The organism is Butyrivibrio sp. INlla18 (assembly GCF_900103635.1).
Taxonomy (GTDB): Bacteria; Bacillota; Clostridia; order Lachnospirales; family Lachnospiraceae; genus Butyrivibrio.
Map to the genome: position 1 here is coordinate 1 of NZ_FMXK01000015.1, position 23437 is coordinate 23437.

Consider the following 23437-nt stretch of genomic DNA (forward strand, 5'->3'; position numbering starts at 1 on the left):
GCATAAGAAAAAAGAATTAAAGCGTTTCATAGAATACCTCCAAACAAAGATGATTTTAAATTTTATAATAATCAATTACAGGAGAACAGAGCGTTATGTGAAAATATTATTTTCACATAACGCTCTGTTCACTTATAAAAAAATAAATAAAATAAACATATAATCAGAAAAATAAGGAGGTGGCAAAAATGGAAGCTAAGAAAGAGAAAAAGACCTTGCTTTCAAATAGCATAAAAGCAAAACTAAACAAAGTTCGCATGATTAATATTTGCTATTATGAAGGTTGCGGTGCAGATGATGGATGGCCAGAATAAGGCAGAACTATAAGCCGCCTGTTTTGAGTAGTATGACAAAACAGGTGGCTTATTTTTGTTAGTAAAAGTGTAAAGAAGAGGAAAAAATGATGCATCATTGTTTTAAAGGAACAACAGATACTGTGTTATATCTTGGAGATTATAAACAGGCATATATAATTTCAGATGATGAATATAAGAAATTATTACAAGATAAGGAAAAAGAAGCAGAAATAGTATCTAAATATAAAGAACTTGCCGCAAGTGAAGCAGTAGAAGACTTAGCTACCGGCAATCAGCTCCGAAAGAAAAAATATGAATTGTATTTGTGTGTATCAAATTGCTGTAATGCTGCATGTACATATTGCTTTGCTAATAAAGGAGATTATGGAAAAAAGCAAGGAATAATGAAAAAAGAAATTGTAAGGGATGCAATAGATTTTTTTATGAAGCAAGTTCCCAAGGAGGATGCTGCTATCATAACTTTTTTTGGTGGTGAACCGCTTTTAGCTTATAATATTATTTTATATGCATGTGAGTATATAGAAGAAAAATATTCAAATAGAAAAGTAGAATATCATATAACAACGAATGCAACGCTATTAGATAAAGAAAAAATATGTTTTTTTTCACAAAAAAGATTTAAAGTAACCTTAAGTATAGACGGGGGAAAACATATACAAAATATTCAACGTCCTTTGAGAAATGGTCAAGATTCGTATGTGGAGGCGACAAAATATATATCTGAGTTAAAACGTTTAAAAGTAGAATTTGTCATACGAGGGACATATGCTACTTACGATTATCCACTAAGAAAGTGTTATGATGATTTGCTTAGTTTTAAGGCTAAAGAAATAAATATAATCCCAGATACTATAAATATTAAAGACAATGAACAAGAAATGCTTATTAAAGAAATGGATGATTTAAAAAAATATGTTTTGGAATATATAAAGATAAATAGTGATTTTCCTTTTGGGACGCTAAGACGTCGAATGAGAGAATTATTTGTTGATTCAACAGGAATTTCAACGAATTGCGGAGGTGGAAAAACAACATTTGCAATAGATATAAATGGAGATGTTTTTCCGTGTCATAGGTTTAGCGGAGAAGAATCATTTAAAATTGGAAATATAGCATATGAGAAGGATTTTAAAATAGAAAAAACTGTTTCCGAACGCAATCCTCAATACGAATATTATAAATGTAATGGATGTTGGAATAAGAATAGCTGTTTTAGGGGATGCTTTTATGAAAAATATCTCCATGTACAAAAAAGCAGTAATTATGAAAAAAGATCCGCCTTTTGTGAGTATTCAAAAAAGCTTACAGAAATCGCAATAGAAATATGTGGAGCACTTGATGAAGAGAGCTTGTTAAAAATTCTGCTTTAAAAGGAGACGGGGCTATGAAATTTTATAGCTTTATATGGAAAAGAATTTCTCGTAAAACAAAAGTTTTATTTGTATTTGCTTTTTTTAGTACATTATTGTTTAACATCATCACGATGGTAATACCATTGATTCAACGGCGATTGATAAGAAATATAGAGATGCAAAAAACGGGTATAACTGACACATTTATGTATGCAACTGTTTGTTTCATTGGTGTGCTACTGATGTTGATGGAATCTGTCATTATGCATCTTATAGAATTGCAAATACAAAGAGCTTTACAAGAGGAAATGTTTGAAAACTCATTAAAAATAAGAAATTCAATATGTGAAGCAAAAGGTTCAGGAGCACTACTAGTAAGCATTTTTGGCGATTCAGAGCAATTAGCGACTATTGTTCATAATAATATTTTTGAACTGATTATTAAATTGGTATCAATGATTGTAATAATTATTATTACTATGAGATGGACAATAGTATTTGCAACGATAGTAATTAGTACATATATTATTGCTATTTTTTTGCAGATAGGAGTGAATAAGTTATTTGCAAAGAACTTCAAGCTCGGAAGAGAAAAAGTATATGAATGTAATCCTGTAGTGCTGGAGTGCATTGAAAATAGAGAAAGTATATTAGGATATTCAAACTTTGAAGGTATTAAAGAAAAAATATATAGTTCATTTAATAAAAGAGATTACTATTTTTGTAAAGCAAGTATATATAATTCGTTTTCACAGGCAGTTATTACCAGTAGCAAAACTATAGCTATTGCAATTTATTTTGTGTGCTCACTTCAATTAATCAAGGTAGGACGATTGGATTTTGCAACATTCACGGCTTTATTTTCGTATTTTTCCATTATTTTTACGCCGTTAAGTATGATAAATGATTATATTTCAAATAAAGAAAAATTTGAAATGCTTATAAAGAAAATCGCCCCTTGTATAAAAACGACTTATTATAATAGTATTCCTGAAGAAGAAGAATTAGTATTGGATCATTGTAGCTATTCGCATGATGGAAAAGTTATGCAGTTAGATGATATATCGCTTTCTATAGATAAAAAGCTAGCTATAGTAGGACTTTCAGGAGAGGGAAAAACAACTATTATAAAGACCTTATTAGGAGAATTAGTTCCAACAGAGGGAAAATGCTTTTTAGGAAAAAGGGATATTTCAGAGATTTCTAAAAATTTGATTTATTCATCAATAAGATATTATCCGCAAAATCCAGAACTATATAACGAAAATCTTGAGTACAATATTACACTGGGAAAAGAGCCAGTATTAAAGAAGGATTACACAAAAAAGGAAGAACAAGCCTATAAAGAAATAAAACAATTGTTTATTAGATTAAAAGGGAATACTCGTTTATCTGATGAGGATATTGCTTTAATCGAAGAGTTATTTATGACTAACAAATGTTATTTCACGGATTATTCTTTTTTAAAAGATTTGAATGTTGATGAAAAAACAATCGAATATTTAGCAAAATTGCATACTGCCAAAAAGTTTTACATAGTGGAAAAATATGAAAATTTATTATCAGAGTTAAATATATATAAGTTAAATGGAAGAAAACTTGGACAAAGAGGAAATGAAATATCTGGTGGAGAAAAAAATAGAATTACATTGGCGCGCTTTTTACTACCAGAACAAGGTACTATTTTTATAATGGATGAACCATTTACTAGTCTTGATGCATTGTCAGAAAGTCTTTGTATAGATGTGTTGAATAAATATAGTAGGAACCTAAAGGGGGTTATTATTTCTCACAAAATTGATATGGTATCTAAATGTACCGATGAAATATGTGTTCTTAAGGAAGGAAAAATAGTTGATAAAGGTAGTCATGATCATTTGTTAGCGTCATGTGAACTATTTCGTGATTTATGGGAAGAATATAAAAAAACAGCGGTATGAATAGAGAGAGATACAGGCAAAGAACACTATGAAAAACTTGCTGAAGAACAAGAATTATAGACTTTTAGCAGAAGCAACAACAATATCCTCAATTGGTGATAGCTTATATTCTTTAGCTATCACCTTATCTATTTATCACATTACTGGTTCCATATTTGGAATAGCTCTTATGTGGCTTATCAGAGCTATTATCAGAATTCCATGCCAGGCAATCGCAGGATATATAGTAGATAAATACAACAGAAAAAATGTAAGCATCCTAGTATATCTAATAAGTGCAGTTCTTATGTTAGCTTTCTTTTTTATGGAAGGAAAGACGATAATTGCAGCGTATGTAGTAATCTTTTTACTGCAGGGTATTAGTGACGTAGACAACATGGCGCAGTATGGAATCATGCAGATAGTTGTTAATAGAGAGGAATTGGAACAAGCGAATAGCATCTTTTCTGTATTAGGAACCATAGTAATGCTCATTGGTCCTGGCGTTGGTGGCTTTATATATTTGAATGCTGGAAGAGAAATACTATATCTGCTTGATGCAATTACGTTTATAATAGCGGCGATAATCATTGCCCAGATAAATTTCCAAGAAGTAGAAAGAAAAGTAAGAGAGTTTACTTTATTTAGCTACGCTAAAAAGGGAATATGTGAGATTAAAAAAATGCCAGTAATAAAGAGCATTATCATTACAACTTCTTTTTGTGGAATATTGGGAAGAGTATTTGAGATCAATAAAGTATTCGTAGTTAATGACAAATTGAGTGTTGGAGATATAGGATTAGTTTATCTGTCTTATGCAATGACGATTGGAAGTATTCTTGCGCCATTAGTTGTTAAGCTTGTAAAGAAAAATAATGCTAGTGATAGTCTGAAATATACAGTGTTTAGTATGGCTCTTATATTAAGCTTTGCAATTTGGGGCTTTGCACCTAATATATTTGTGAGTTTGCTGGCATGCGCAATGATAGGATTTTTTGAGACCATAACAGCGATTATGAAAAATGTAATATTCCAAAAAGATGTAGATAGATCTGTGTTTGGTTTTGTTATGGCATTTAACAGAATTATCATGGTGCTGAGTGCTATAATTGGTATAGTATTAACACCTGTTCTTACAGAGAAGATAGGTGTTGGAATGACTTTGGCAATAGTATGTTTTTTAGCACTGATCAGTTTGGGGACATTTATTCTAAAGTCGAATCAGGAAGAAATAGTTGGGAATAGTCAGTTATGAGATAACAAGTTGGAGGAGTCTTTAGAGCAGTCAGCAGACTTCGTAGATAGAACTGTTCAAAAGATTTTAACCCAAAAGTATTTATGATATACTCTTCATGATACAAACAAATGGAGAGCATGAATGGGATTTAATTCATTTACATTTATACTGGTGTTCCTGCCAATATTACTTCTTGGCTGGTATGCACTAAATAGATTTGAAAAACATACAGTGGCAGACATATTTCTAATATTGATGTCACTGTATTTCTATTACTCTTTTGGCGCCATGTTCCTTGTGATCTTGCTGGTAAGCATTGCCGTGAACTATAGTCTTAGTATGTTACTTGAACATTGGCATCAGCCAAAGCTTATCAAGATAGTTGGCGTTCTCTTTAACCTAGCGCTACTTTTCTATTTTAAGTATCTTGGATTTTTCATTGATAACGTAAACGCCTTAACTGGTGCAGCTCTTACAGCAAAAGAGATACTGATGCCCATAGGAATCAGCTTTTTTACCTTTGGTCAGATCTCTTTTATTGTAGACAGGGCAAATGGCGAGGCTCCTCACTATCCATTCCTTAAATACGTTATGTACACAGTGTATTTCCCTAAGCTCATTCAGGGACCTATCGCATTTCACAAGGAAATGATCGATCAGTTTAATGACGCTTCTCTTCGCAAATATGATTCAGACAGGTTTGCCAAGGGTCTCATGTCCTTTATAATCGGTCTTTCCAAGAAGGTGATCCTTGCTGATACTTTAGCGGGAGCAGTTAACTATGGCTTCAAGTACACTTACTATCTCGATACATTAACTGTTATCGTGGTGATGCTTGCCTATACATTCCAGATCTACCTTGATTTCTCAGGTTACTGCGACATGGCAAACGGCGTCAGTATGATGCTTGGCTACGAGCTTCCTGTGAACTTTAACTCACCATACAAGGCTTCTTCAGCAAAAGAGCTGTGGCAGAGATGGCACATGACTCTTTCCCGTTTCTTTATAAAGTACGTTTACATTCCTCTTGGAGGCAGCAGAAAAGGGAAGCTTAGAACAGTGATCAACGTTCTCATTGTCTTTGTACTTAGCGGACTTTGGCACGGCGCAGGCTGGACCTATATTTGCTGGGGCCTTATGCAGGGACTTTTAGTAGTATGGGATGATATCGGAATCGTAGCAGTTAGAAGCGATGATGATGGCAAGAAAAAGAAATACCTTCTAAGAGAAAAGCCACTTATCACCATTCCAAGAGCCCTTGGAAATGCGCTTACATTCTTTATGTTTGTGGTATCCCTTGTATTCTTTAGATCTCAGGACCTTGCCTATGCAATGGGCATGTTTAGAAGGCTCTTTTTCTGGACCTATCCAGGGTTCCTCTATAGAACAGCGGCAAACCTCGAGATTGCAGAAAACTACGTATTTAGACAGCTCTTTTCACAGCTTGGAATGCAGTTTGATAACCAAATTTACCTAATTACCATCATCATTTATATAGCTATTTCAGCCTTTGTAATGACTAGGAAAAACACGCAGGAAATAGTTAAAAAAGCTGAGTTTAACAAAAAGACAGTGCTGGGACTTGCAGTATTATTCGTATGGTCCTTCATTTCTTTATCCAATGTCAGCACCTTTATCTACTTCCAGTTCTGAGAATAACGAATGAAAAAAGAAAACATGACATCAAAAAACTTCATAAAAAGGCTGCTTATAACAGTCCTTGCCCTTGTGGTATTTGTGGGCGGCGTGGTCTTTGTCTTTGACCCATTTTATCACTATCATGGGCCTTGTCTTGGCCTTAAGGCAATCCTCAATGACAAGGAATATCAGTGCATTGGAACCCTTAGGCACTTTGATTACGATACGCTCCTTGTTGGTTCTTCTGTTATGGAAAACAATGACAACGCTTGGTATGACGAGGCCTACGGAGTTAAGTCAATAAAGGCTATCCGCTCCTACGGCGCTACAGCGGACCTCTGTTATCTAATGGACGAAGCCTACAAGAATCATGACATCAAGTACGTCTTTTACAATATTGATCCATCGGCGCTAAACGCAGATGCAGTCACAACCTATGAATCTACGGGATGCCCTATGTATCTCTACGACCACAACCCGCTAAATGACGTGCAATACCTGTTTAATAAGGACGTTTTGCTTGAGAAGATCCCTTATCAGATAGCAAACTCCTACCTTGGAGATTATAACGAGGGTCTTTCCTATAACTGGGCTAAGTGGAAGAGCTTTAGTAGCGAAATGGCTCTTGGCCTTTACTACAGACCGATCGATGTAGTGGATATGATGGATGAGCACGTTTATGACGATGTTCTTGCGGATAACATAGCTCTTTTAACCAAAGAGGTTGAGGCCCATCCGGAGACACAGTTTATGTTCTTCTATCCAGCATACTCTATGCTGTGGTGGGACGGAGTATACAGAACTGGTCAGCGAGATGCCTATATCTACTGTGAAAAAGAGATGACAAAGGCTCTTTTACAGTATGATAACGTAAGGATTTTCTGCTTCCAGAACGAGCCAGATGTTACAACAAACCTTGAAAACTACATGGATGCAATTCATTTTAGTCCCGAGATCAATAGGCTCATGCTAGATCAGATGATAGCTGGCGAGTACGAGATGACTCTTGATAACTACGAAGAGATTCTTGATGGGGTAAAAGAGTTTTCGGATTCAGTTGTTAATGAGCTTATAATTCCTTATGAAGAGCAGGATAAGTTAACATACGAGATAAGATAAACTTGCATTGTGTGATATAATAAAGTGGCTAAAAATTCAGATATTTGAGTAAATAGGAGATTATTATGATTTACAAAACAAAGGGTACATGCTCAACTCAGATTGATATAGAAGTTGAGGGTGGAATAATAAAGGCAGTTAGCTTTACAAATGGATGTAATGGTAACCTTCAGGGTGTATCAAGACTTGTAGAAGGTATGAAGTGCGAGGACGCTATTGCTAAGCTTCGTGGTATCAAGTGCGGTGCCAAGAATACATCTTGCCCAGATCAGCTTTCATACGCTATTGAAGAGGCTATGAAGCAGGCACAGTAATAATATTGGAAGAAGGACAAAAAAGTGAGCGAGAATGCTACTAAGAAAATAGTATTAACAGGTGGAGGAAGTGCAGGTCACGTAACTCCTAATATAGCGCTTATTCCAGCACTTAAGAAAGCTGGATACGAGATCTACTACATCGGTTCATACACAGGAATCGAGAAAAAGCTTATTGAGGATTACAACATTCCATATTTTGGAATTGCTACTGGTAAGCTTCGTAGATATTTTGATCCAAAGAATTTCTCAGATCCATTTAGAGTATTAAAGGGATTTACTGAGGCAGTGAAGCTTCTTAAGAAGATCAAGCCTGATATCGTATTTTCTAAGGGCGGATTTGTAAGTGTTCCTGTTGTTAGAGCTGCAGGAGCTCTTAAGATTCCTTATATCGTACATGAGTCAGATATGACACCAGGTCTTGCCAACAAGCTTAGCATGAGCGGTGCTAGGAAGATCTGCTGTAACTTCCCAGAGACAATGCGTCTTTTACCAGCAGAGAAAGCTATTCTCACAGGTACACCTATTAGAGAAGAGCTTGGAATGGGTTCAGCTGAGGCAGGCAAGAAGCTCTGCGGCTTTACAGATGACAAGCCAGTTCTCATGGTAATTGGCGGAAGCCTTGGTGCACAGTCAGTTAATGAGACTGTTAGATATGCGCTTCCAAGACTCCTTCCAAATTTCAACATTGTTCACATCTGTGGCAAAGAGAAGATGGATAACTTAAAGCTCACAGTACCAGGCTACAAGCAGTTTGAGTACGTTAAGACTGAGCTCAAGGACATCTTTGCTATGGCAGATATCGTAGTTTCAAGAGCAGGAGCTAACTCAATCTGTGAGCTCCTTGCACTTAAAAAGCCAAATATCCTGATTCCTCTTTCTACTAAGTCAAGTAGAGGAGATCAGATGCTCAATGCCAGATCCTTTGAGCAGCAGGGATTTTCACTTGTTATCGACAATGATGATCTTGATGAGGATATCTTAGTAGAGACTATCGAAGATCTCTTCGAGAGACGCGAGATATTCATTGATAACATGAGTAAGAGTAATCTTCACAGTGCAACTAATACAATAGTTAAGCTTATTGAAGAAGAGATTCAGAAATAATTATTGATATAAAAAATAAGATCTGCCTTTAGATATCTAAGGGCAGATCTTTTAGTTTATAAATTATTCTGGATAAACAAGGTGTTTATCTGTGATGTTGTAAAGAGTGTTGTCTAAGTATCTCTTTGCAAGGAATTTAGCCATTCCAAGGTTCATATCAAGGTAGTTGCCGCAGTCTCTTGCGCTTGCTCCAGGAACCTCTCCCTCAAAGTCACGCATGAACTCGAACATTCTAGTGATAAGTGGAACGATTGTCTTTGAATCAAGGTCTCCAGCAAGAACTACATAAAATCCAGTTCTGCATCCCATTGGTCCAAAGTAGATTGTCTTGTCCTTGTACTCTGCATCATTTCTTAAAAATGTTGCTCCAAGGTGCTCCATTGTGTGAACTTCTGCTGTGTTCATAACAGGCTCTTTGTTTGGAGCTGTCATTCTAAGGTCGAAAGTTGTGATAGTCTCCTGTCCAACCTTATCTTTTCTTGATACGTAGATACCTGGCTCGAGATCCAGGTGATTAACTGTAAAGCTAGCAATTTTTTCCATTTTTATCCTTAGTCCTTTTGTGCTTCGTTGAATACTTCGTAGGAATCCTTCAAGTATTCTCTGATACTTTCGTAATCGCGGTTAGCGATTGCTGTATATAATGTGTCTACAAGGAAAAGGTGAGCAAATCTTGAACTTGTTACGCCGCTCTTTTTGTCTATCTCTGGAGATGTGGCAAACAAGATATAATCGCAGCTTGTAGTAAGTGGGTTATTACCCAGCTTGGTGATCGCAACTGTAGTTGCGCCTTTGCTCTTAGCAAGGTTATAAAGCTGCATTACTTCCCTATCCTTTGGATTATCACAGAAGAAGATAGCTACGTCATAAGGCTTGATCTGAGACAAGCTCATGAGATTCATGTGATAGTCCTGATTAAATATAACATTATAATGAATTCTTAGCAATTTACAATAAAGATCATATGCTGCAATGCCTGCAGCTCCGATTCCGAAGATCTGAATCTGCTTGGCAGATACGATCTTGGTGACAACATCCTTGAAGGTTCCGGCATCAAACAATCTATAAGTGGTTTGAATTGCCTGAACGCTGGTAGCACAGATGTTATCAGCAATTGACTGAAGTGATGTATATTCGTTTACATCCTTGAAGGCAACCTTGGGGCTACTGTCGTTCTGCCTTAAGGAATTGTTTGCTTCTGTATAATAGGCGCTCTTAAGGTCTTTTAACCCATCATAACCAATGGCCTGGGCAAATCTTGTCCAAGCTGCCTGAGTAGTGCCTGATTTAGCCGCAAGTTCTTTGATTGGGTACTGGAAAAGATCGTCCGTGTTCTCTAAGACATAATCTGCTACAAGGCGCTCAGATGCTGGAAGTGTATTGTAACAGCTTTTGATTCTTTCGCTAACAATATTCATAGACAAAACCTCCATATATATAAGTATAACTTACTTTATGTACCGGATAGAAATTAATTTTCATTTCTTTTGAAAAATTAATTCTAAAACTTTTATAAAGGTACTGTTTATCCCATTCGGATGTGCTATGTTTATTAGTAGGTAGGCATGAATATTTTTTTCACTTGAAAGGAGATGTGGAATTATGAAATGGGTATGTCAGGTTTGTGGATATGTACATGAGGGAGATCAGCCACCAGAGGCTTGTCCAGTATGTAAGGCTCCAGCTTCTAAGTTCCAGAAGCAGGAAGGCGAGAAGGTATGGGCATGTGAGCATGTTCTTGGTGTAGCTAGTGAAGCTCCTGAAGAGATAAAGAATGGTCTTCGTGAGATGTTCAACGGCGAGTGTTCAGAAGTTGGAATGTATCTTGCAATGTCCAGAGTAGCAATCAGAGAGGGCTATCCTGAGATTGGTGCTTTCTATGAGAAGGCTGCTTGGGAAGAGGCTGAGCATGCAGCTCATTTCGCAGAGATGCTTGGTGAAGTACTTACAAACTCAACCAAGAAGAATCTTGAGCTTCGTGCTGATGCTGAGTACGGCGCAACACAGGGTAGAGCTGATCTTGCCAAGAAGGCAAAAGAGCTTAATCTTGATGCTATTCATGACGCAGTTCATGAGATTGGTCGTGACGAGGCTAGACATGGCAAGGCATTTGAAGGTCTCTTAAAGAGATATTTTGGCTGATATTTTTATCACTAGAAAGGCGGCATATTGCCGCCTTTTTTATATTAATTTTATATTAGAAAATAGGACGATATTATATTATAGTATTAGAGGAATTTTATTTTATAGGAGATTTAAATATATGAAGATTGGAATAATTGGAGCGATGGAAGTAGAGGTCGAGACTCTAAAAGAGAAGATGGAGATCACAAATACCATCAAGAAGGCTTCTATGGAGTTTTTTGAGGGAACACTTGGCGGAGTTGACGTAGTTGTAGTTCGCAGTGGTATCTGTAAGGTTAATGCTGGTATCTGCGTTCAGATCCTTGTAGATGTATTTGGCGTGACTCACGTTATCAACACGGGAGCAGCAGGTTCTCTTGATGCTCAGATCAATATTGGAGACATTGTCCTTTCTACAGATGTTTGCTATCACGATGTTGATGCTACAATTTTCGGATATAAAAAGGGAGAAATTCCTCAGCTTGGAGTAGCAGCTTTTACAGCCGATGAGACTCTTCGTAACAAGGCAAAAGAAGCTATCAAGAAGGCAGCGCCTGATCTTGGAATCTTCGAAGGAAGAGTATGTAGCGGAGATCAGTTCATTAGTAGCAATGAAGTAAAGGATGCCATCAAGGCAGAATTTAACGGAAAGTGCACAGAAATGGAAGGCGCAGCAATTGCACAGGCAGCCTACCTTAACAATATTCCATTCCTTATCATCAGAGCTATCTCTGACAAGGCTGATGGAAGTGATATCGTTGATTATCCTGTTTTTGAGGCAAAAGCAGCTAAGGATTGCGCAGCAGCAACACTTGAACTGTTAAAGAGCTTATGAATACCAAAGGACTTAGTAGAAGAGATCTAAAGATCTTAGCCATCATAGCAATGGTCGTTGACCACACAGCGTGGGGATTTGTTGATTTCATGTCGCCGCTTGGTCAGATTATGCACATTTTTGGAAGGTTAACTATTCCGATCATGTGCTTTTTCGTTGCAGAGGGCTATCGTCATACAAGTGACTTAAAGAGTTATATTAACAGGATGGCATCTTTTGCTGTTGTTTCAATCTTTCCTTTTTATATTTTTTTTCATGAAGAGTATGACTTTAGGCAAAACATAATCTTTGACCTTTTGCTTGCTCTTTTAGCTCTTTCTATTGCAGATAACAAGGTACTTCCAAAGGGTACTAAGGCAGTACTTATCGCTGGTTTAATGGGTATATCTCTGGCAATTGGCGGATGGGTACTAATGCCTATCATCTATGTGCTCGTGTTCTACTACGGTAAAGATTTCAAGACTAAGGCTAAATGGTTCATTATATTTACCTTGATAATGGAAGCATCCCTTGTGGTGATGATACTTCTAAATCAGAAATATCATTTTTCAAAGTACGACTGGAATGTGCCGGAAAGACTTTATTTATTGGGTTTTGTTTTTGGCCTTATTCCACTATATTTTTATAATGGAAAGCTTGGTGAAGTAAAAAATACCTTCAATAGATATTTCTTTTACACATTTTATCCCGCACATTTCCTTGTTTTGTCAGCAATAAAATATCTGGTGAATGATCCAAATTATCAGATGATCTATATCACGGCTCATGTAATAGCCCTTGTAATTGCTATTATCATGCTGGGATATGTAATAAGCCTTAATCCATCTAGGGCGCAAAATGCGGTTACCTGCTTTATGATCTTTGCGATCATGTACATCTTCGGATTTTTGCAGGAGATCACTACAAGCGAAGTAGCTGGTGTTTATACAGCTACCAAATTGCAGTTTTTTGCTGAATGTATGCTCTTTATCGCTCTGACATACAGTATGCAGGAGCTGTGCCATACCCGAATCTCGGGACTTATCTATTCCGTAGAAGCGGTAGCCTCTTTCTTTGTAATGTATAGCCTGTTTACATATGAAGATAACGGCCTTATGTACAAGGCTATCACGATCAATTACGATGCAGGGAGCTTTCCTAGAATGCAGGTTGTAGGATATGGAATTGCATTCAAGATCTTTGTGGTATATAGTTTTGCAGTTTGTCTTATGTGCGTAATAATAGGTGTTAAGAGCGCAAGGCATGCCAATAGTCTTCACAAAAAGAGACTTAGATTTCTTTTGTACGCCATGATCGTTATGTGGCTCCCATATCTGATAAAGGTGTTAAATCTTACAAATGGCTATGAGATTCCGGTTCTTGGAATTCCATTTGCTGCTATATTTGTATCAATATCTCTTGGCAAGTACAGTTATCTCGACTCAATTAGTCTTGATTTTGGTAATGCTCTTAATAAGGGAAAAGAGGGAGTTGTCGTAGTAGATACTTCTCACAGGATCCTTTACCACAACAAGTGGGTGAACACCATATTTGGAGAGTTCTACAAGTATGATGATGCCTACTCTGTTCCTGGGTTAAAAGACATATTCGTGGAAAAGAAAAAGTCTATCGAGATAGGTGGTCATACCTATGAAACACGTATCGAACCACTTATTGAGCAGTCCCATGTCACAGGTCAGATCTTATGGGTGCTTGATCTTACTGAGCATTACAACTATCTGAATAAGGTAGAAGAAACTGCCAGCAAGGATTCACTTACAGGAGTTTACAACAGAGGATGGTTTGAAGAAAACATTAAACGAATCCTTTCTGAAAAGAAACATGGTGCATTTATCATGCTTGATCTTGATAATTTCAAGAACGTAAATGATAAATATGGTCACAAGACAGGAGATGCAGCCCTTGTTGCTCTTGCTTCAGTTATGTTGGCTGCAGAAAAGAGCACTATGAAATACAGCATATATTCTGGCCGTATAGGCGGCGATGAGTTCTGCATGTTCATAGAAGGCAATGCAGACAAAAAATGGCTTCAGGATTTTGCCAAGAAACAGATCAGCTCTTATGATGAGGAACTTGCTAAGATAGGCTGCGAAGGCGTAACATCCATATCCCTTGGAATCGTGCAGTTAACAGATGAAAGCTACAAGGATAAGGATATAACCTATGAAGAGCTCTATACAAGCGCAGACAAAGCGCTGTATATGGCAAAAGAGCATGGTAAAAAGACTTATGAATTTAAGGATATTTGATCATATAAAGTATCAATAAAAAGAGGCGTGAAAGAATGATTCTTTCACGCCTTAATTTTTTATGTTCTGAAAATTAGATGTTTAAAAGCTTGCTGTACTCTGCAAGAGCTCCGTCTGTCTCATGAGCAAGTACCTTCTTGGCAAGAACCTTACCAAGCTGAACACCTTCCTGGTCAAAGCTGTTGATATTCCAAACAAATCCCTGGAACATAACCTTATTCTCAAAGTGAGCAAGGAGAGCACCAAGTGACTTAGGATTAAGCTCTTCACCAATGATGATGCTGGAAGGACGTCCGCCCTTGAAATCCTTATTGAGGTTCTCATCTTTTTTACCACAAGCAAATGCAACGATCTGAGCTGCTACGTTAGCGCAGAGCTTCTGCTGGCTTGTGCTGCCCTGAATGTTAACGTCATTCTGGAGCTGGCTGTTCTTGAATCCAATGAACTGAAGAGGAATAATATCTGTTCCCTGGTGAAGGAGCTGATAGAATGAATGCTGTCCATTTGTACCAGGCTCACCAAAGATGATAGGACCAGTTACATAGTTGATTGGCTCGCCGAAACGGTTAACGCTCTTACCATTTGACTCCATGTCAAGCTGCTGTAAGTGAGCTGGGAAACGGCTAAGTCCCTGTGAGTAAGGAAGTACAGCTGTGCTGCCATAACCTAAGATATTTCTCTCATAAATACCAATCATAGCATCAAGCATTGCTGGGTTCTCAAGCATATTTGGATTAGCTGCGAGCTTGTCCTCTTCAGCAGCACCATCAAGGAACTGAGCAAATACGTCAGGACCAAATGCGAGTGAAAGAACTGCTCCGCCAACACCTGATGTTGATGAATAACGTCCACCAATGTAGTCATCCATGAAGAATGCTTCAAGGTAGTTGTCACTCTTTGCAAGAGGTGATGTCTCAGAAGTAACAGCGATCATGTGCTTGGATGAATCAAGACCAGCCTTCTTGAGTGCATCTATTACGAAAGACTCATTTGTTAAAGTCTCAAGTGTTGTTCCTGATTTTGAAACAAGGATAAAGATTGAATGAGCAACATCGATAGAATTAAGAACTGCTGAAGCATCATCTGGATCTACATTGCTGATGAACTTTGCTTCCATCTTGAAGTTGCCAGTTCTGTGAGCCCAGTTCTCAAGAGCAAGGTACATAGCTCTTGGACCAAGGTCTGAACCACCGATACCGATCTGAACAACAGTTGTGAACTTCTCGCCCTTAGCATTTGCAATCTCACCTGAGTGAACCTTGTTTGCAAATTCAGCGATTCTCTTCTGTTCATTTAAGTAAAAGTCTCTTTTATTTACGCCATCAGCCATAACGTTGTCACCAAGCTGGCCTCTGGTAAGCTGGTGAAGAACCATTCTCTTCTCACCAGTATTGATAACTTCTCCATTGTAAAGAGCTGCATATTTGTCAGAAAGCTGAGCCTCATCAGCAAGAGCCTTGAGAGCTGTAAGAACGTTATCATCAACTTCCTTTGCAGCGTAATTGTAAGAAAGACCAGCAGCCATTTTTACTGAGTAGTTCTGTACTCTCTTGGCGCCGCCTTCACCTGTCATAGCAGATACGAGATCTACATGCTTAACATTTTTAAGATCGTCGTAAGCCTTAAGTGTGTCAAGATTTTTCCAATCAACCATTATATAATCCTCCTATCAGGTAACAAGGAAAACGTATTCCTTTACCAAGTTAAAGTTTAGCAAAGAACTAGGTTCATATCAAGAAGTAGACTATAAAATATTGATAATGTTTTGTGAAAGGTATAATATTTTAGATAAAACTATTAAACCTAGCGGAGGGCAGTATGGGAGCGTATTTGTTTGCACATTTTAAAGAAAAAACAACACCAGATGGAGAACAGTTATATTTTGGTGTTTCTAAGGATGGTTTTAACTGGGAGAAAGTAAATAATGGAGACCCTATTCTTGAAAGTCACCTTGGAGAGCAGGGCGTAAGAGATTTCACCATCACAAGAAAAAAGGATGGCACATTTGTAATCCTTGCTACAGACCTTGCTATAGCACGTAACTTCAAAGATAAATACGAAAATAACTGGAACAAGGTAAATAGAGAAGGTAGTAAATATCTTTCAAAATGGGAGTCAAAGGACCTTGTAAACTGGTCTGAGCAGGAGATGATCAAAGTAGTTGATGACAACTACGGCTGCGCTTGGGCTCCTGACATTATTTATGATGAGGAAGCTGGAGATTACATGGTTCACTGGTCTTCTAGATTCCCTAAGGATTCAGATAATTTCATGGCTATCTATTATGCCAAGACCAAGGATTTCAAGACATACACAGAGCCAAAGCTGCTTTGCAATAAATGCGATACTGGTATCATTGATTCAAACATCGTTTATGAGAATGGCTACTACTACAGATTCTTAAAGAGTGATTTTAATCCAGAGCACATCATCCTTGAGAGAGGAACATCTCTTACAGGTAAGTATGAGAGAATGCCTGCATTTGATGAAGAGATGGACAAATTAGAGCAGGGACAGTATGAGGCTCCAACTTGCTACAAGCTTCCAGATGGCAGCTGGTGTGTAATGCTTGATTTCTACGGATGTGAAAAGGAAAAGCAGGGCTATGTGCCTTTTGTTGCTAAGGATATCTCTACAGGCCGCTTTGTGCGTTCAGACAAGGAATTTAGCTTCCCTTATGGATTTAAGCACGGAACAGTCATGGAAATCACTGACGAAGAGTACGATAGGATCAAAAAGCACTATCCAAATCGTTAAAAAATTTAGAAAGTAGTCGTTTATCTTTGCTATATATATTTTTTAGAATTTAGAATTATGGTATACTAAAAAGTGTATAGGGGGATTTATGCGTTTTCGTACTAAACTCTTAATAACCTCACTTGCAATAGTGATTATACCGATGATTCTAGCACTTGGTGCTTATCTCGCTGTTGGACGATATTTGGTGCATGAACAGAATATCGATAATGGCAGGGTTGTGGATTACGGAATGGTAGCCGATCCGGGTGGAACTTTTTCAGAGATGACTGATCAATTGGTAAAAGAGATTCTAGTAACTATGCTGGTTGATCCTTTCGTTTTGGAAAACGAAGCTTATCTAAGTGAGATAGACCAAAAGATAGCATCAAAGTATGCATATATTATCGTAAAGAAAGGCTACTCGATCTATTATGTAGCTGATCAGGAAAAAGCCCAGGAAGTTATATACGAGCTACCGGGTTTCGGAACAGATATCAAAGGTATATATTTTACATCGTCCAAACATCTTGTAAGGCAGATGGATTTTTACTTCTCAGATGGTGATCAAGGAAGTCTTTATATCATATCTGGTATTAGGACAGGACTGACAACATCGCTGGTGATATATATGGCAGTGGCCATAATTTTGATCCTTCTGGTTACCAGTATACTTTTAACAACCTGGATTGGACGAAGTTTCTTTAGACCTATAGATGAGCTGAACATAGCCATGCAGCATATCAAAGACGGAAACTTTGATTATATGCTTCCTACAGACGTCAAGGAAAAAGGCGAGATAGGAGCCATGTACCGCAACTATGAGGATATGAGACTGAGGCTAAAAGAGTCAGCAGATGAAAAGATAGACAGAGAGAAGCAAAATAAAGAGCTTATCAGTAATATCTCTCACGACCTGAAAACTCCTATTACTGCTATAAAAGGCTATTCACAAGGTCTTTTGGAAGGAGTTGCAGATAGCCCTGAAAAGCAGATGAAGTACATTAAGATCATTAATAATAAGGCTAACGATATGAACAACCTTATAAATGAGCTTACCTTGTACTCCAGTATTGATAACAACCGCATCCCTTACAATTTCGTTAAGATCAACGTCGCAGAATACTTTGGCGACTGCATCGAAGAGATAGGAGCGGATCTAGAGAGCAAATCAGTCAAGCTTAATTATTCTAATCTAACTACGCCGGATACGCAGATCGTTGCTGATCCAGAACAGATTAAACGAGTTATAAATAATGTTGTAAGTAACAGCGTTAAATATCTTGATAGAGACGATGGCAGCGGCCAGATCGACATCAGGATTTTGGATGAAGTAGATTCCATAAGGATCGAACTTGAAGATAATGGTAAGGGAATCGCCCAAAAAGATATTCCAAACATATTCGACAGGTTCTACCGCACAGATGCTTCGAGAAACTCCAAGCAGGGTGGAAGCGGAATCGGATTATCCATTGTTAAAAAGATCATTGAAGATCATGGCGGTTATATCTGGGCTACCAGCCATGAAGGAGAAGGAACATGCATGCACTTTGTGTTGAGAAAGTATATCGAATTCTCATCTGGTGCTGAAACCGTTACTGTTGACAACGAAACACTATAACACAAAGAAAGGCGAAAAGTGTATGAGCAGAATACTTATTGTTGAGGATGAAGAGGCTATTGCTGACCTTGAGAAGGACTATCTTGAACTGAGTGACTTTGAGGTCTCAATAGAAAACACAGGTGATGCAGGTCTTCAGACAGCGCTTGCAGAGGATTTTGACCTTATCATCTTGGATCTCATGCTTCCAGGAATGGACGGATTTGAGGTTTGTAAGCACATCAGAGAAAAGAAAGATGTGCCAATTCTCATGGTTTCAGCTAAGAAGGATGACATCGACAAGATAAGAGGTCTTGGACTTGGAGCAGATGATTATATTACCAAGCCATTTAGCCCATCTGAGCTTGTTGCCCGTGTTAAGGCACACATGGCAAGATACTCAAGACTTGTTGGATCAGGACATGAATCTAATGATTTCGTAGAGATCAGAGGACTCAAGATCGACAAGACTGCTAGAAGGGTATACGTAGACGGAGATGAAAAGAGCTTCACAACAAAGGAATTCGATCTTCTTACATTCCTTGCTGAGAATCCTAATCACGTATTTACAAAGGAAGAGCTCTTCCGCAAGATCTGGAACATGGATTCAATCGGCGATATCGCTACAGTAACAGTACATATCAAAAAGATCCGTGAAAAGATCGAATATGATACATCAAACCCACAGTACATTGAGACAATCTGGGGTGTTGGCTACAGATTTAAGGTTTGATTATTTAGCATTTTAAATTTATTATTATCGGCAGGAGGCATTATGGCTGGCTTTTGTCAGGCGTAATTATTCCTGCCGTAATTTTTTCTGATGTAGATTTGTAGGAGTATTGATTTGAAGCGTTTGGAGTACATTTTTGAAGACAAGGATATAATAGTTTGCCATAAGCCTGCAGGGATGGCCACAGAAGGTGCAAGAGCAGGGCAGATGGACCTTGTCAGCAGTGTGAGAAACTATCTTGCAAGAAAAGATGGGGCAAAAAGCCCAAAACCTCCCTATGTAGGGACTGTTTACAGACTAGATCAGCCTGTAGATGGCGTTGTAGTAGTATGTAAGACCAAGAGGGCAGCTTCAGATCTTGCGGGCCAGATAAAAGAGCATAAAACAGATAAGTATTACTACGCTGTTTGCTACGGCGATATTCCTGAGGATAAAGGGCATTTAACAGACTATCTGATCAGGAATTTAGATACCGGTCTTGCTGAAGTGACTGAGAATACCGCTGATGCCAAGAAGGCAGAGCTCGACTACGAAGTTGTATGGCGTAAAAAAGGATGCACTCTTCTTAGAATCAAGCTTTTAACAGGGCGATTCCACCAGATAAGAGTTCAGATGTCTCATATGGGCTTTCCTATAGTTGGAGATCAAAAGTACGGAAATGCAGAATCTATGGGATTAGCCAAGGAGCTTGGAATATCAAGTGTATGCCTTTGCTGCTACAAATTTGGCTTTAAACATCCGGCAACCCAAAAGAAAGTTTCTTATGAAGTTGAACCGGAATTCTTAAAATCTTTTGATAAATAATTGGAACTGACAATAAGATGAAAAACAAAAGTGCGAAAATACAGGAAATAGTTAAGATTTTATATCTGATCATCATGTGCAGCGTCCTTCCGCTCTATATGAAGCAAGGATATTACATGCTGGGCGAAGCAAAGGGGGTGTTATATCTTGGCATTTCTGCCTTCTTTTTTGCACTTCTTTTTATATTGAAGATCCTTGAAGAACCCAAAAAGCTTTTTAATGAGTCTAGAAATGCCATGCTCATAGGGGCTTTTATCTTTTCAAATGTTATTACCTTATTTTTTTCTTGTGATAAAAGAACTGCTTTTCTAGGGCAGGAAGGCTGGAGATGCGGCTTTTTAACAGTCTTTTTGATGATCTCATTTTGCGTATTGTTCATGCAGGGCTTAAAGCTTAATGCTCTGATCTTATCTCTCATATTGATCGTTCCATTTTCTACGTTTGTACTAGGCATATTAAATAGATTTGGAATCGATCCATTTTATGTATATGGCGCTAACCCTAGCTTTTTGGGGACGTTAGGTAATATCAACTGGTACGTGGGCTTTTTAGCTATCTTTGTACCACTTGGAATAGGCCTTTCTTACGGAAAAAAGCTCTTTTCTATAGCCGGGATATTAACTAATTTGTACGTAGTTACGGGGCTTGTAGCTCTTTTCATGCAGGGGTCAGATAGTGCAGCCCTTGTGCTCATGGGAACCTATGGAATAATGCTCTATATATCCCTTAGTAAAAGAAAAAGCTTTCAAAGAGTTATGGCACAGGCAGCAGTACTGGGCTTTTCAATGGAACTAACAAAGATACTGATGGAAGTATTTGGAAGAAGCTATAACTACGAAGAGGGAATTATCCTTAAGATATGCGACATGCACATTGGCCTTATTGTAATGGCGGCAGCGTTTTTTATTTACAGAGTATCAAGGCTTTTTGAAGAGATAAGCGTCTCTTTTATAGGAAAGATCTGCAGAAGAGTGCTGATAGTACTGGGAATAGCTGCAGTAGTTTCTTCTATAATAATGGTCATAATGTCAGATGGTTATTTTGGAAATGGAAGAGGTATCATCTGGCAGATATCCGTAGATATATTTAGGGGACTTACTCCTTGGCAAAAGCTCTTTGGCGTAGGGCAGGACTGCTTTTATGTCTATGCCTACAATCATCCAATGTGGACGGATTCGCTTCTTAATGTATTAAACGGTAACAGACTTACCAATGCACACTGCGAGTTTCTTACTATTTTGATAGAAAGAGGCATGATAGGTCTTTTAACCTATGTGGTGCTGATAATAACTGCTCTTCACGGTCTTATCAAAACTTTTGATACTAGCGAGGCATCAAAAAAGGAGCACGCAGCGATGATCTGCGCACTCCCTATAACTTCTTACTTATTCAATTGTAGTGTGTCTTTTTCGACTGTTACATCTACGCCTTACTTATTTATCCTGCTTGGCATAGCTCTTTTTGTCAGTCGAGCACAGGAACAGGAATAGAATCATCCAGCTCATGGAAAAATGTTCTGGTTTCTATGATCCCATAAAGAGCTTCATTGTATTCAAAGAGGAAATGCTCATTGATATTCTCTTTGCCATACATATTAACTCTTCCGCGATAAGCGTTAAGTACTGATACATAGCGCTTATCCTGGTCAAACATCTTGAGGATCTCATCTTTTCTTCTGCGAGGATGCTTGGAAGCGAACTTCCTGATATCCAGCTGAAGGTCAACCGGCAGCTCCTTTTCTCTTTCGAGAACTGCGTTTAGGATTTCGTTATAAGTCTTATCATCGATCTTCTCAAAATGATTAACAAATTCGAGACAACATGCATTATCTGGTAAATGCAGGCGTACTCTGTCTTCCCCATAAACCTCTTCGATCTCAGCAACTACCTTTGGTATCAGGGGCTTTCCGTTGTAATCAAGAATTATAACTTTATCACCCTTTTTGTACATAGACACCTCCCCAAATCATTGAGAATCAACTATAGATGCAATATGGTGGTACATACATATATTATAACATATAATCCTTGACGATTTTTTATTTTTTGACCGATTGTACAGGTAAATTTACAACAAAACTAATGGTGTCATTTCCCTCTTTGACGGCTTCAATTGAGCCTTTGTGAGAAGTGGCAATTGCTCTTGCAACTGAGAGTCCAATTCCGTAGCCACCAGTTTCGCGAGCTCTTGAAGAATCAGCCCTGTAGAACCTGTCAAAGAGTCTATCCAGATTACCAGATGGAATGTTGTCGCAGGTATTAGAAACCCTTAGTGTTATAGCCTTTTCTTTGGTCAGGCTGACAGTAATATCGCCATTATCAGAGGAATACTTCATGGCGTTGTCCAAAAGAAGTGATGTAAGCTGGGTTAAGGTGTTATTGTCTCCTAAGATATGGATGTCATCTTCAATGTTCACTCTATAGTTCTTGTTGTTTGAGGCAGCAACTGGTTCGAAGGAATTTGAAACATCTTTTACTATCTGGCTAAGGTCAACATCATTTAACACGATGTTTGGCTTTTCTTCATCCATTCTAGAAAGCGTCAGAAGGTTTTTTACAAGTTCAGTCATTCTCTTAACCTGATTTCTGATACTTTCTGACCATTCGCTTTTGCCAGATTCTATCTCTAAAACGTCTATGTTAGCAGAGATCACGGCAAGAGGAGTCTTGAGCTCGTGCCCTGCGTCGGTGATAAATCTCTTTTGCTTCTCAAGTGACTCTACAACAGGGGCAACAGCCTTTCCTGAGAAAAGAAATACTAGTATGAACATGGCAAGAAGTGCAAAAGCGCCAACTAAAACAGATTGTAAGAGCAGCGTAAGAGCATTTAAAACGTCTGAACTGATATTTAAAAACAGAACAATGTAGGTACCATCAGGATTTTGAACTACGCGGTATCTATATGTGTGGTAAAAGCCTCGTTGACTTGACTTGGATAGAGCGTTAGTAGCGTATTCCTTGGCAATGTCTTCTGTGACAGTGGCTGTGTGCTGGATATTGACTTCGTTAACTGTTTTGTCAGAAGAGAATTTAACCCAGAAATATCTAGCCTGATAAGGGACTTCGGCGTCTCTGTTATTATTTAGCATTTCAAATTGGAAATGAATGCTTGGGTCTTTGGGCCTTTCAGATGGGTCCATGTTTCCAGGCATAGGACCATTTGGATCATCCATCATTCCAGGAAAATAGCCATCATTGTCTGCAAGCATGAACAAAAGATTGTCTGCTTGCCTGATGGTCCTACTGATATTGATCGCATTGATCACGCCTATCATTACAAGGAGAATAGCTAGGAGTGACAGCATTGCCGTTATGACAAATTTTTTTCTAAGCTTATTAACCATATAAAGCCTC

General features: G+C 38.1%; 21 protein-coding genes. 16 read left to right on the plus strand and 5 right to left on the minus strand.

Annotation, left to right across the window (positions count from 1 at the left end):
- Positions 1–188 precede the first annotated feature (188 nt).
- From BLS24_RS15490 to BLS24_RS11260, 8 genes are all read left to right on the plus strand, one after another.
- Positions 189–314 (plus strand): hypothetical protein, encoded by a 126-nt coding sequence (locus BLS24_RS15490; protein ID WP_278289830.1) that lies wholly within the window; start codon positions 189–191, stop codon positions 312–314.
- Between the two features lie 86 nt (positions 315–400).
- A complete protein-coding gene (locus BLS24_RS11230; RefSeq protein WP_091759100.1) occupies positions 401–1687 on the plus strand; it encodes a radical SAM/SPASM domain-containing protein in 1287 nt (428 codons plus the stop codon).
- A gap of 14 nt (positions 1688–1701) precedes the next feature.
- On the plus strand, positions 1702–3609 hold the full coding sequence (locus BLS24_RS11235; RefSeq protein WP_091759102.1) for an ATP-binding cassette domain-containing protein: 1908 nt from the start codon (positions 1702–1704) through the stop codon (positions 3607–3609).
- A 28-nt stretch (positions 3610–3637) separates the two neighbouring features.
- On the plus strand, positions 3638–4843 hold the full coding sequence (locus BLS24_RS11240; protein ID WP_091759104.1) for an MFS transporter: 1206 nt from the start codon (positions 3638–3640) through the stop codon (positions 4841–4843).
- Between the two features lie 123 nt (positions 4844–4966).
- Positions 4967–6478 carry an MBOAT family O-acyltransferase gene (locus tag BLS24_RS11245; protein ID WP_091759106.1) on the plus strand — a complete coding sequence of 504 codons (1512 nt, stop codon included), beginning with the start codon at positions 4967–4969 and terminating at the stop codon, positions 6476–6478.
- 9 nt (positions 6479–6487) lie between these two features.
- The gene (locus BLS24_RS11250) at positions 6488–7582 is read left to right on the plus strand and encodes an SGNH/GDSL hydrolase family protein (protein WP_242872283.1); all 1095 of its coding nucleotides are present in this window, start codon (positions 6488–6490) and stop codon (positions 7580–7582) included.
- A gap of 65 nt (positions 7583–7647) precedes the next feature.
- Entirely contained in the window at positions 7648–7896 is a 249-nt protein-coding gene (locus BLS24_RS11255; RefSeq protein ID WP_071174884.1) for a TIGR03905 family TSCPD domain-containing protein, read from the plus strand.
- Positions 7897–7920: 24 nt separating this feature from the next.
- Positions 7921–9003 carry an undecaprenyldiphospho-muramoylpentapeptide beta-N-acetylglucosaminyltransferase gene (locus BLS24_RS11260; RefSeq protein ID WP_091759108.1) on the plus strand — a complete coding sequence of 361 codons (1083 nt, stop codon included), beginning with the start codon at positions 7921–7923 and terminating at the stop codon, positions 9001–9003.
- Between the two features lie 63 nt (positions 9004–9066).
- On the opposite strand, the gene BLS24_RS11265 is transcribed toward BLS24_RS11260, so the two are convergent.
- Together BLS24_RS11265 and BLS24_RS11270 are read right to left on the minus strand one after the other, a co-directional pair.
- Positions 9067–9546 carry an S-ribosylhomocysteine lyase gene (locus tag BLS24_RS11265; RefSeq protein WP_071174886.1) on the minus strand — a complete coding sequence of 160 codons (480 nt, stop codon included), beginning with the start codon at positions 9544–9546 and terminating at the stop codon, positions 9067–9069.
- A gap of 8 nt (positions 9547–9554) precedes the next feature.
- Complete coding sequence (locus BLS24_RS11270) at positions 9555–10421, minus strand: MurR/RpiR family transcriptional regulator (RefSeq protein ID WP_176764425.1); 867 nt, start codon at positions 10419–10421, stop codon at positions 9555–9557.
- Positions 10422–10602: 181 nt separating this feature from the next.
- Here BLS24_RS11270 and BLS24_RS11275 point away from each other — a divergent pair, with 181 nt between their 5' ends.
- The 3 genes from BLS24_RS11275 (at position 10603) to BLS24_RS11285 (ending at position 14211) form a co-directional block, all read left to right on the plus strand.
- Positions 10603–11145, plus strand: coding sequence for an NADH peroxidase (locus BLS24_RS11275; RefSeq protein WP_091759112.1), 543 nt, complete (start codon positions 10603–10605; stop codon positions 11143–11145).
- A gap of 121 nt (positions 11146–11266) precedes the next feature.
- On the plus strand, positions 11267–11962 hold the full coding sequence (locus BLS24_RS11280; RefSeq protein WP_091759114.1) for a 5'-methylthioadenosine/adenosylhomocysteine nucleosidase: 696 nt from the start codon (positions 11267–11269) through the stop codon (positions 11960–11962).
- Positions 11959–14211: a TraX family protein gene (locus BLS24_RS11285; protein WP_091759116.1), complete on the plus strand. Its 2253-nt coding sequence runs from the start codon at positions 11959–11961 to the stop codon at positions 14209–14211. The genes BLS24_RS11280 and BLS24_RS11285 overlap by 4 nt, the downstream gene beginning before the upstream one ends.
- A gap of 73 nt (positions 14212–14284) precedes the next feature.
- Here BLS24_RS11285 and BLS24_RS11290 read toward each other — a convergent pair whose 3' ends face one another.
- A complete protein-coding gene (locus BLS24_RS11290) occupies positions 14285–15865 on the minus strand; it encodes a glucose-6-phosphate isomerase (RefSeq protein ID WP_091759118.1) in 1581 nt (526 codons plus the stop codon).
- 164 nt (positions 15866–16029) lie between these two features.
- Between BLS24_RS11290 and BLS24_RS11295 the strand changes: the two genes are divergently transcribed.
- From BLS24_RS11295 to BLS24_RS11315, 5 genes are all read left to right on the plus strand, one after another.
- Entirely contained in the window at positions 16030–16968 is a 939-nt protein-coding gene (locus BLS24_RS11295; protein ID WP_091759120.1) for a glycoside hydrolase family 43 protein, read from the plus strand.
- Positions 16969–17056: 88 nt separating this feature from the next.
- Entirely contained in the window at positions 17057–18568 is a 1512-nt protein-coding gene (locus BLS24_RS11300; RefSeq protein ID WP_091759123.1) for a sensor histidine kinase, read from the plus strand.
- Positions 18569–18590: 22 nt separating this feature from the next.
- Positions 18591–19280 (plus strand): response regulator transcription factor, encoded by a 690-nt coding sequence (locus BLS24_RS11305; RefSeq protein WP_071174894.1) that lies wholly within the window; start codon positions 18591–18593, stop codon positions 19278–19280.
- 114 nt (positions 19281–19394) lie between these two features.
- Positions 19395–20084, plus strand: coding sequence for an RluA family pseudouridine synthase (locus BLS24_RS11310; RefSeq protein WP_242872284.1), 690 nt, complete (start codon positions 19395–19397; stop codon positions 20082–20084).
- Positions 20085–20101: 17 nt separating this feature from the next.
- Entirely contained in the window at positions 20102–21574 is a 1473-nt protein-coding gene (locus BLS24_RS11315) for a hypothetical protein (protein WP_091759125.1), read from the plus strand.
- Here the strand turns inward: BLS24_RS11315 and BLS24_RS11320 are convergent.
- Together BLS24_RS11320 and BLS24_RS11325 are read right to left on the minus strand one after the other, a co-directional pair.
- Positions 21549–22034, minus strand: coding sequence for a hypothetical protein (locus BLS24_RS11320; RefSeq protein WP_091759127.1), 486 nt, complete (start codon positions 22032–22034; stop codon positions 21549–21551). The genes BLS24_RS11315 and BLS24_RS11320 overlap by 26 nt on opposite strands.
- Before the next feature lie 88 nt (positions 22035–22122).
- The gene (locus BLS24_RS11325; protein WP_091759129.1) at positions 22123–23427 is read right to left on the minus strand and encodes a sensor histidine kinase; all 1305 of its coding nucleotides are present in this window, start codon (positions 23425–23427) and stop codon (positions 22123–22125) included.
- Positions 23428–23437 lie beyond the last annotated feature (10 nt).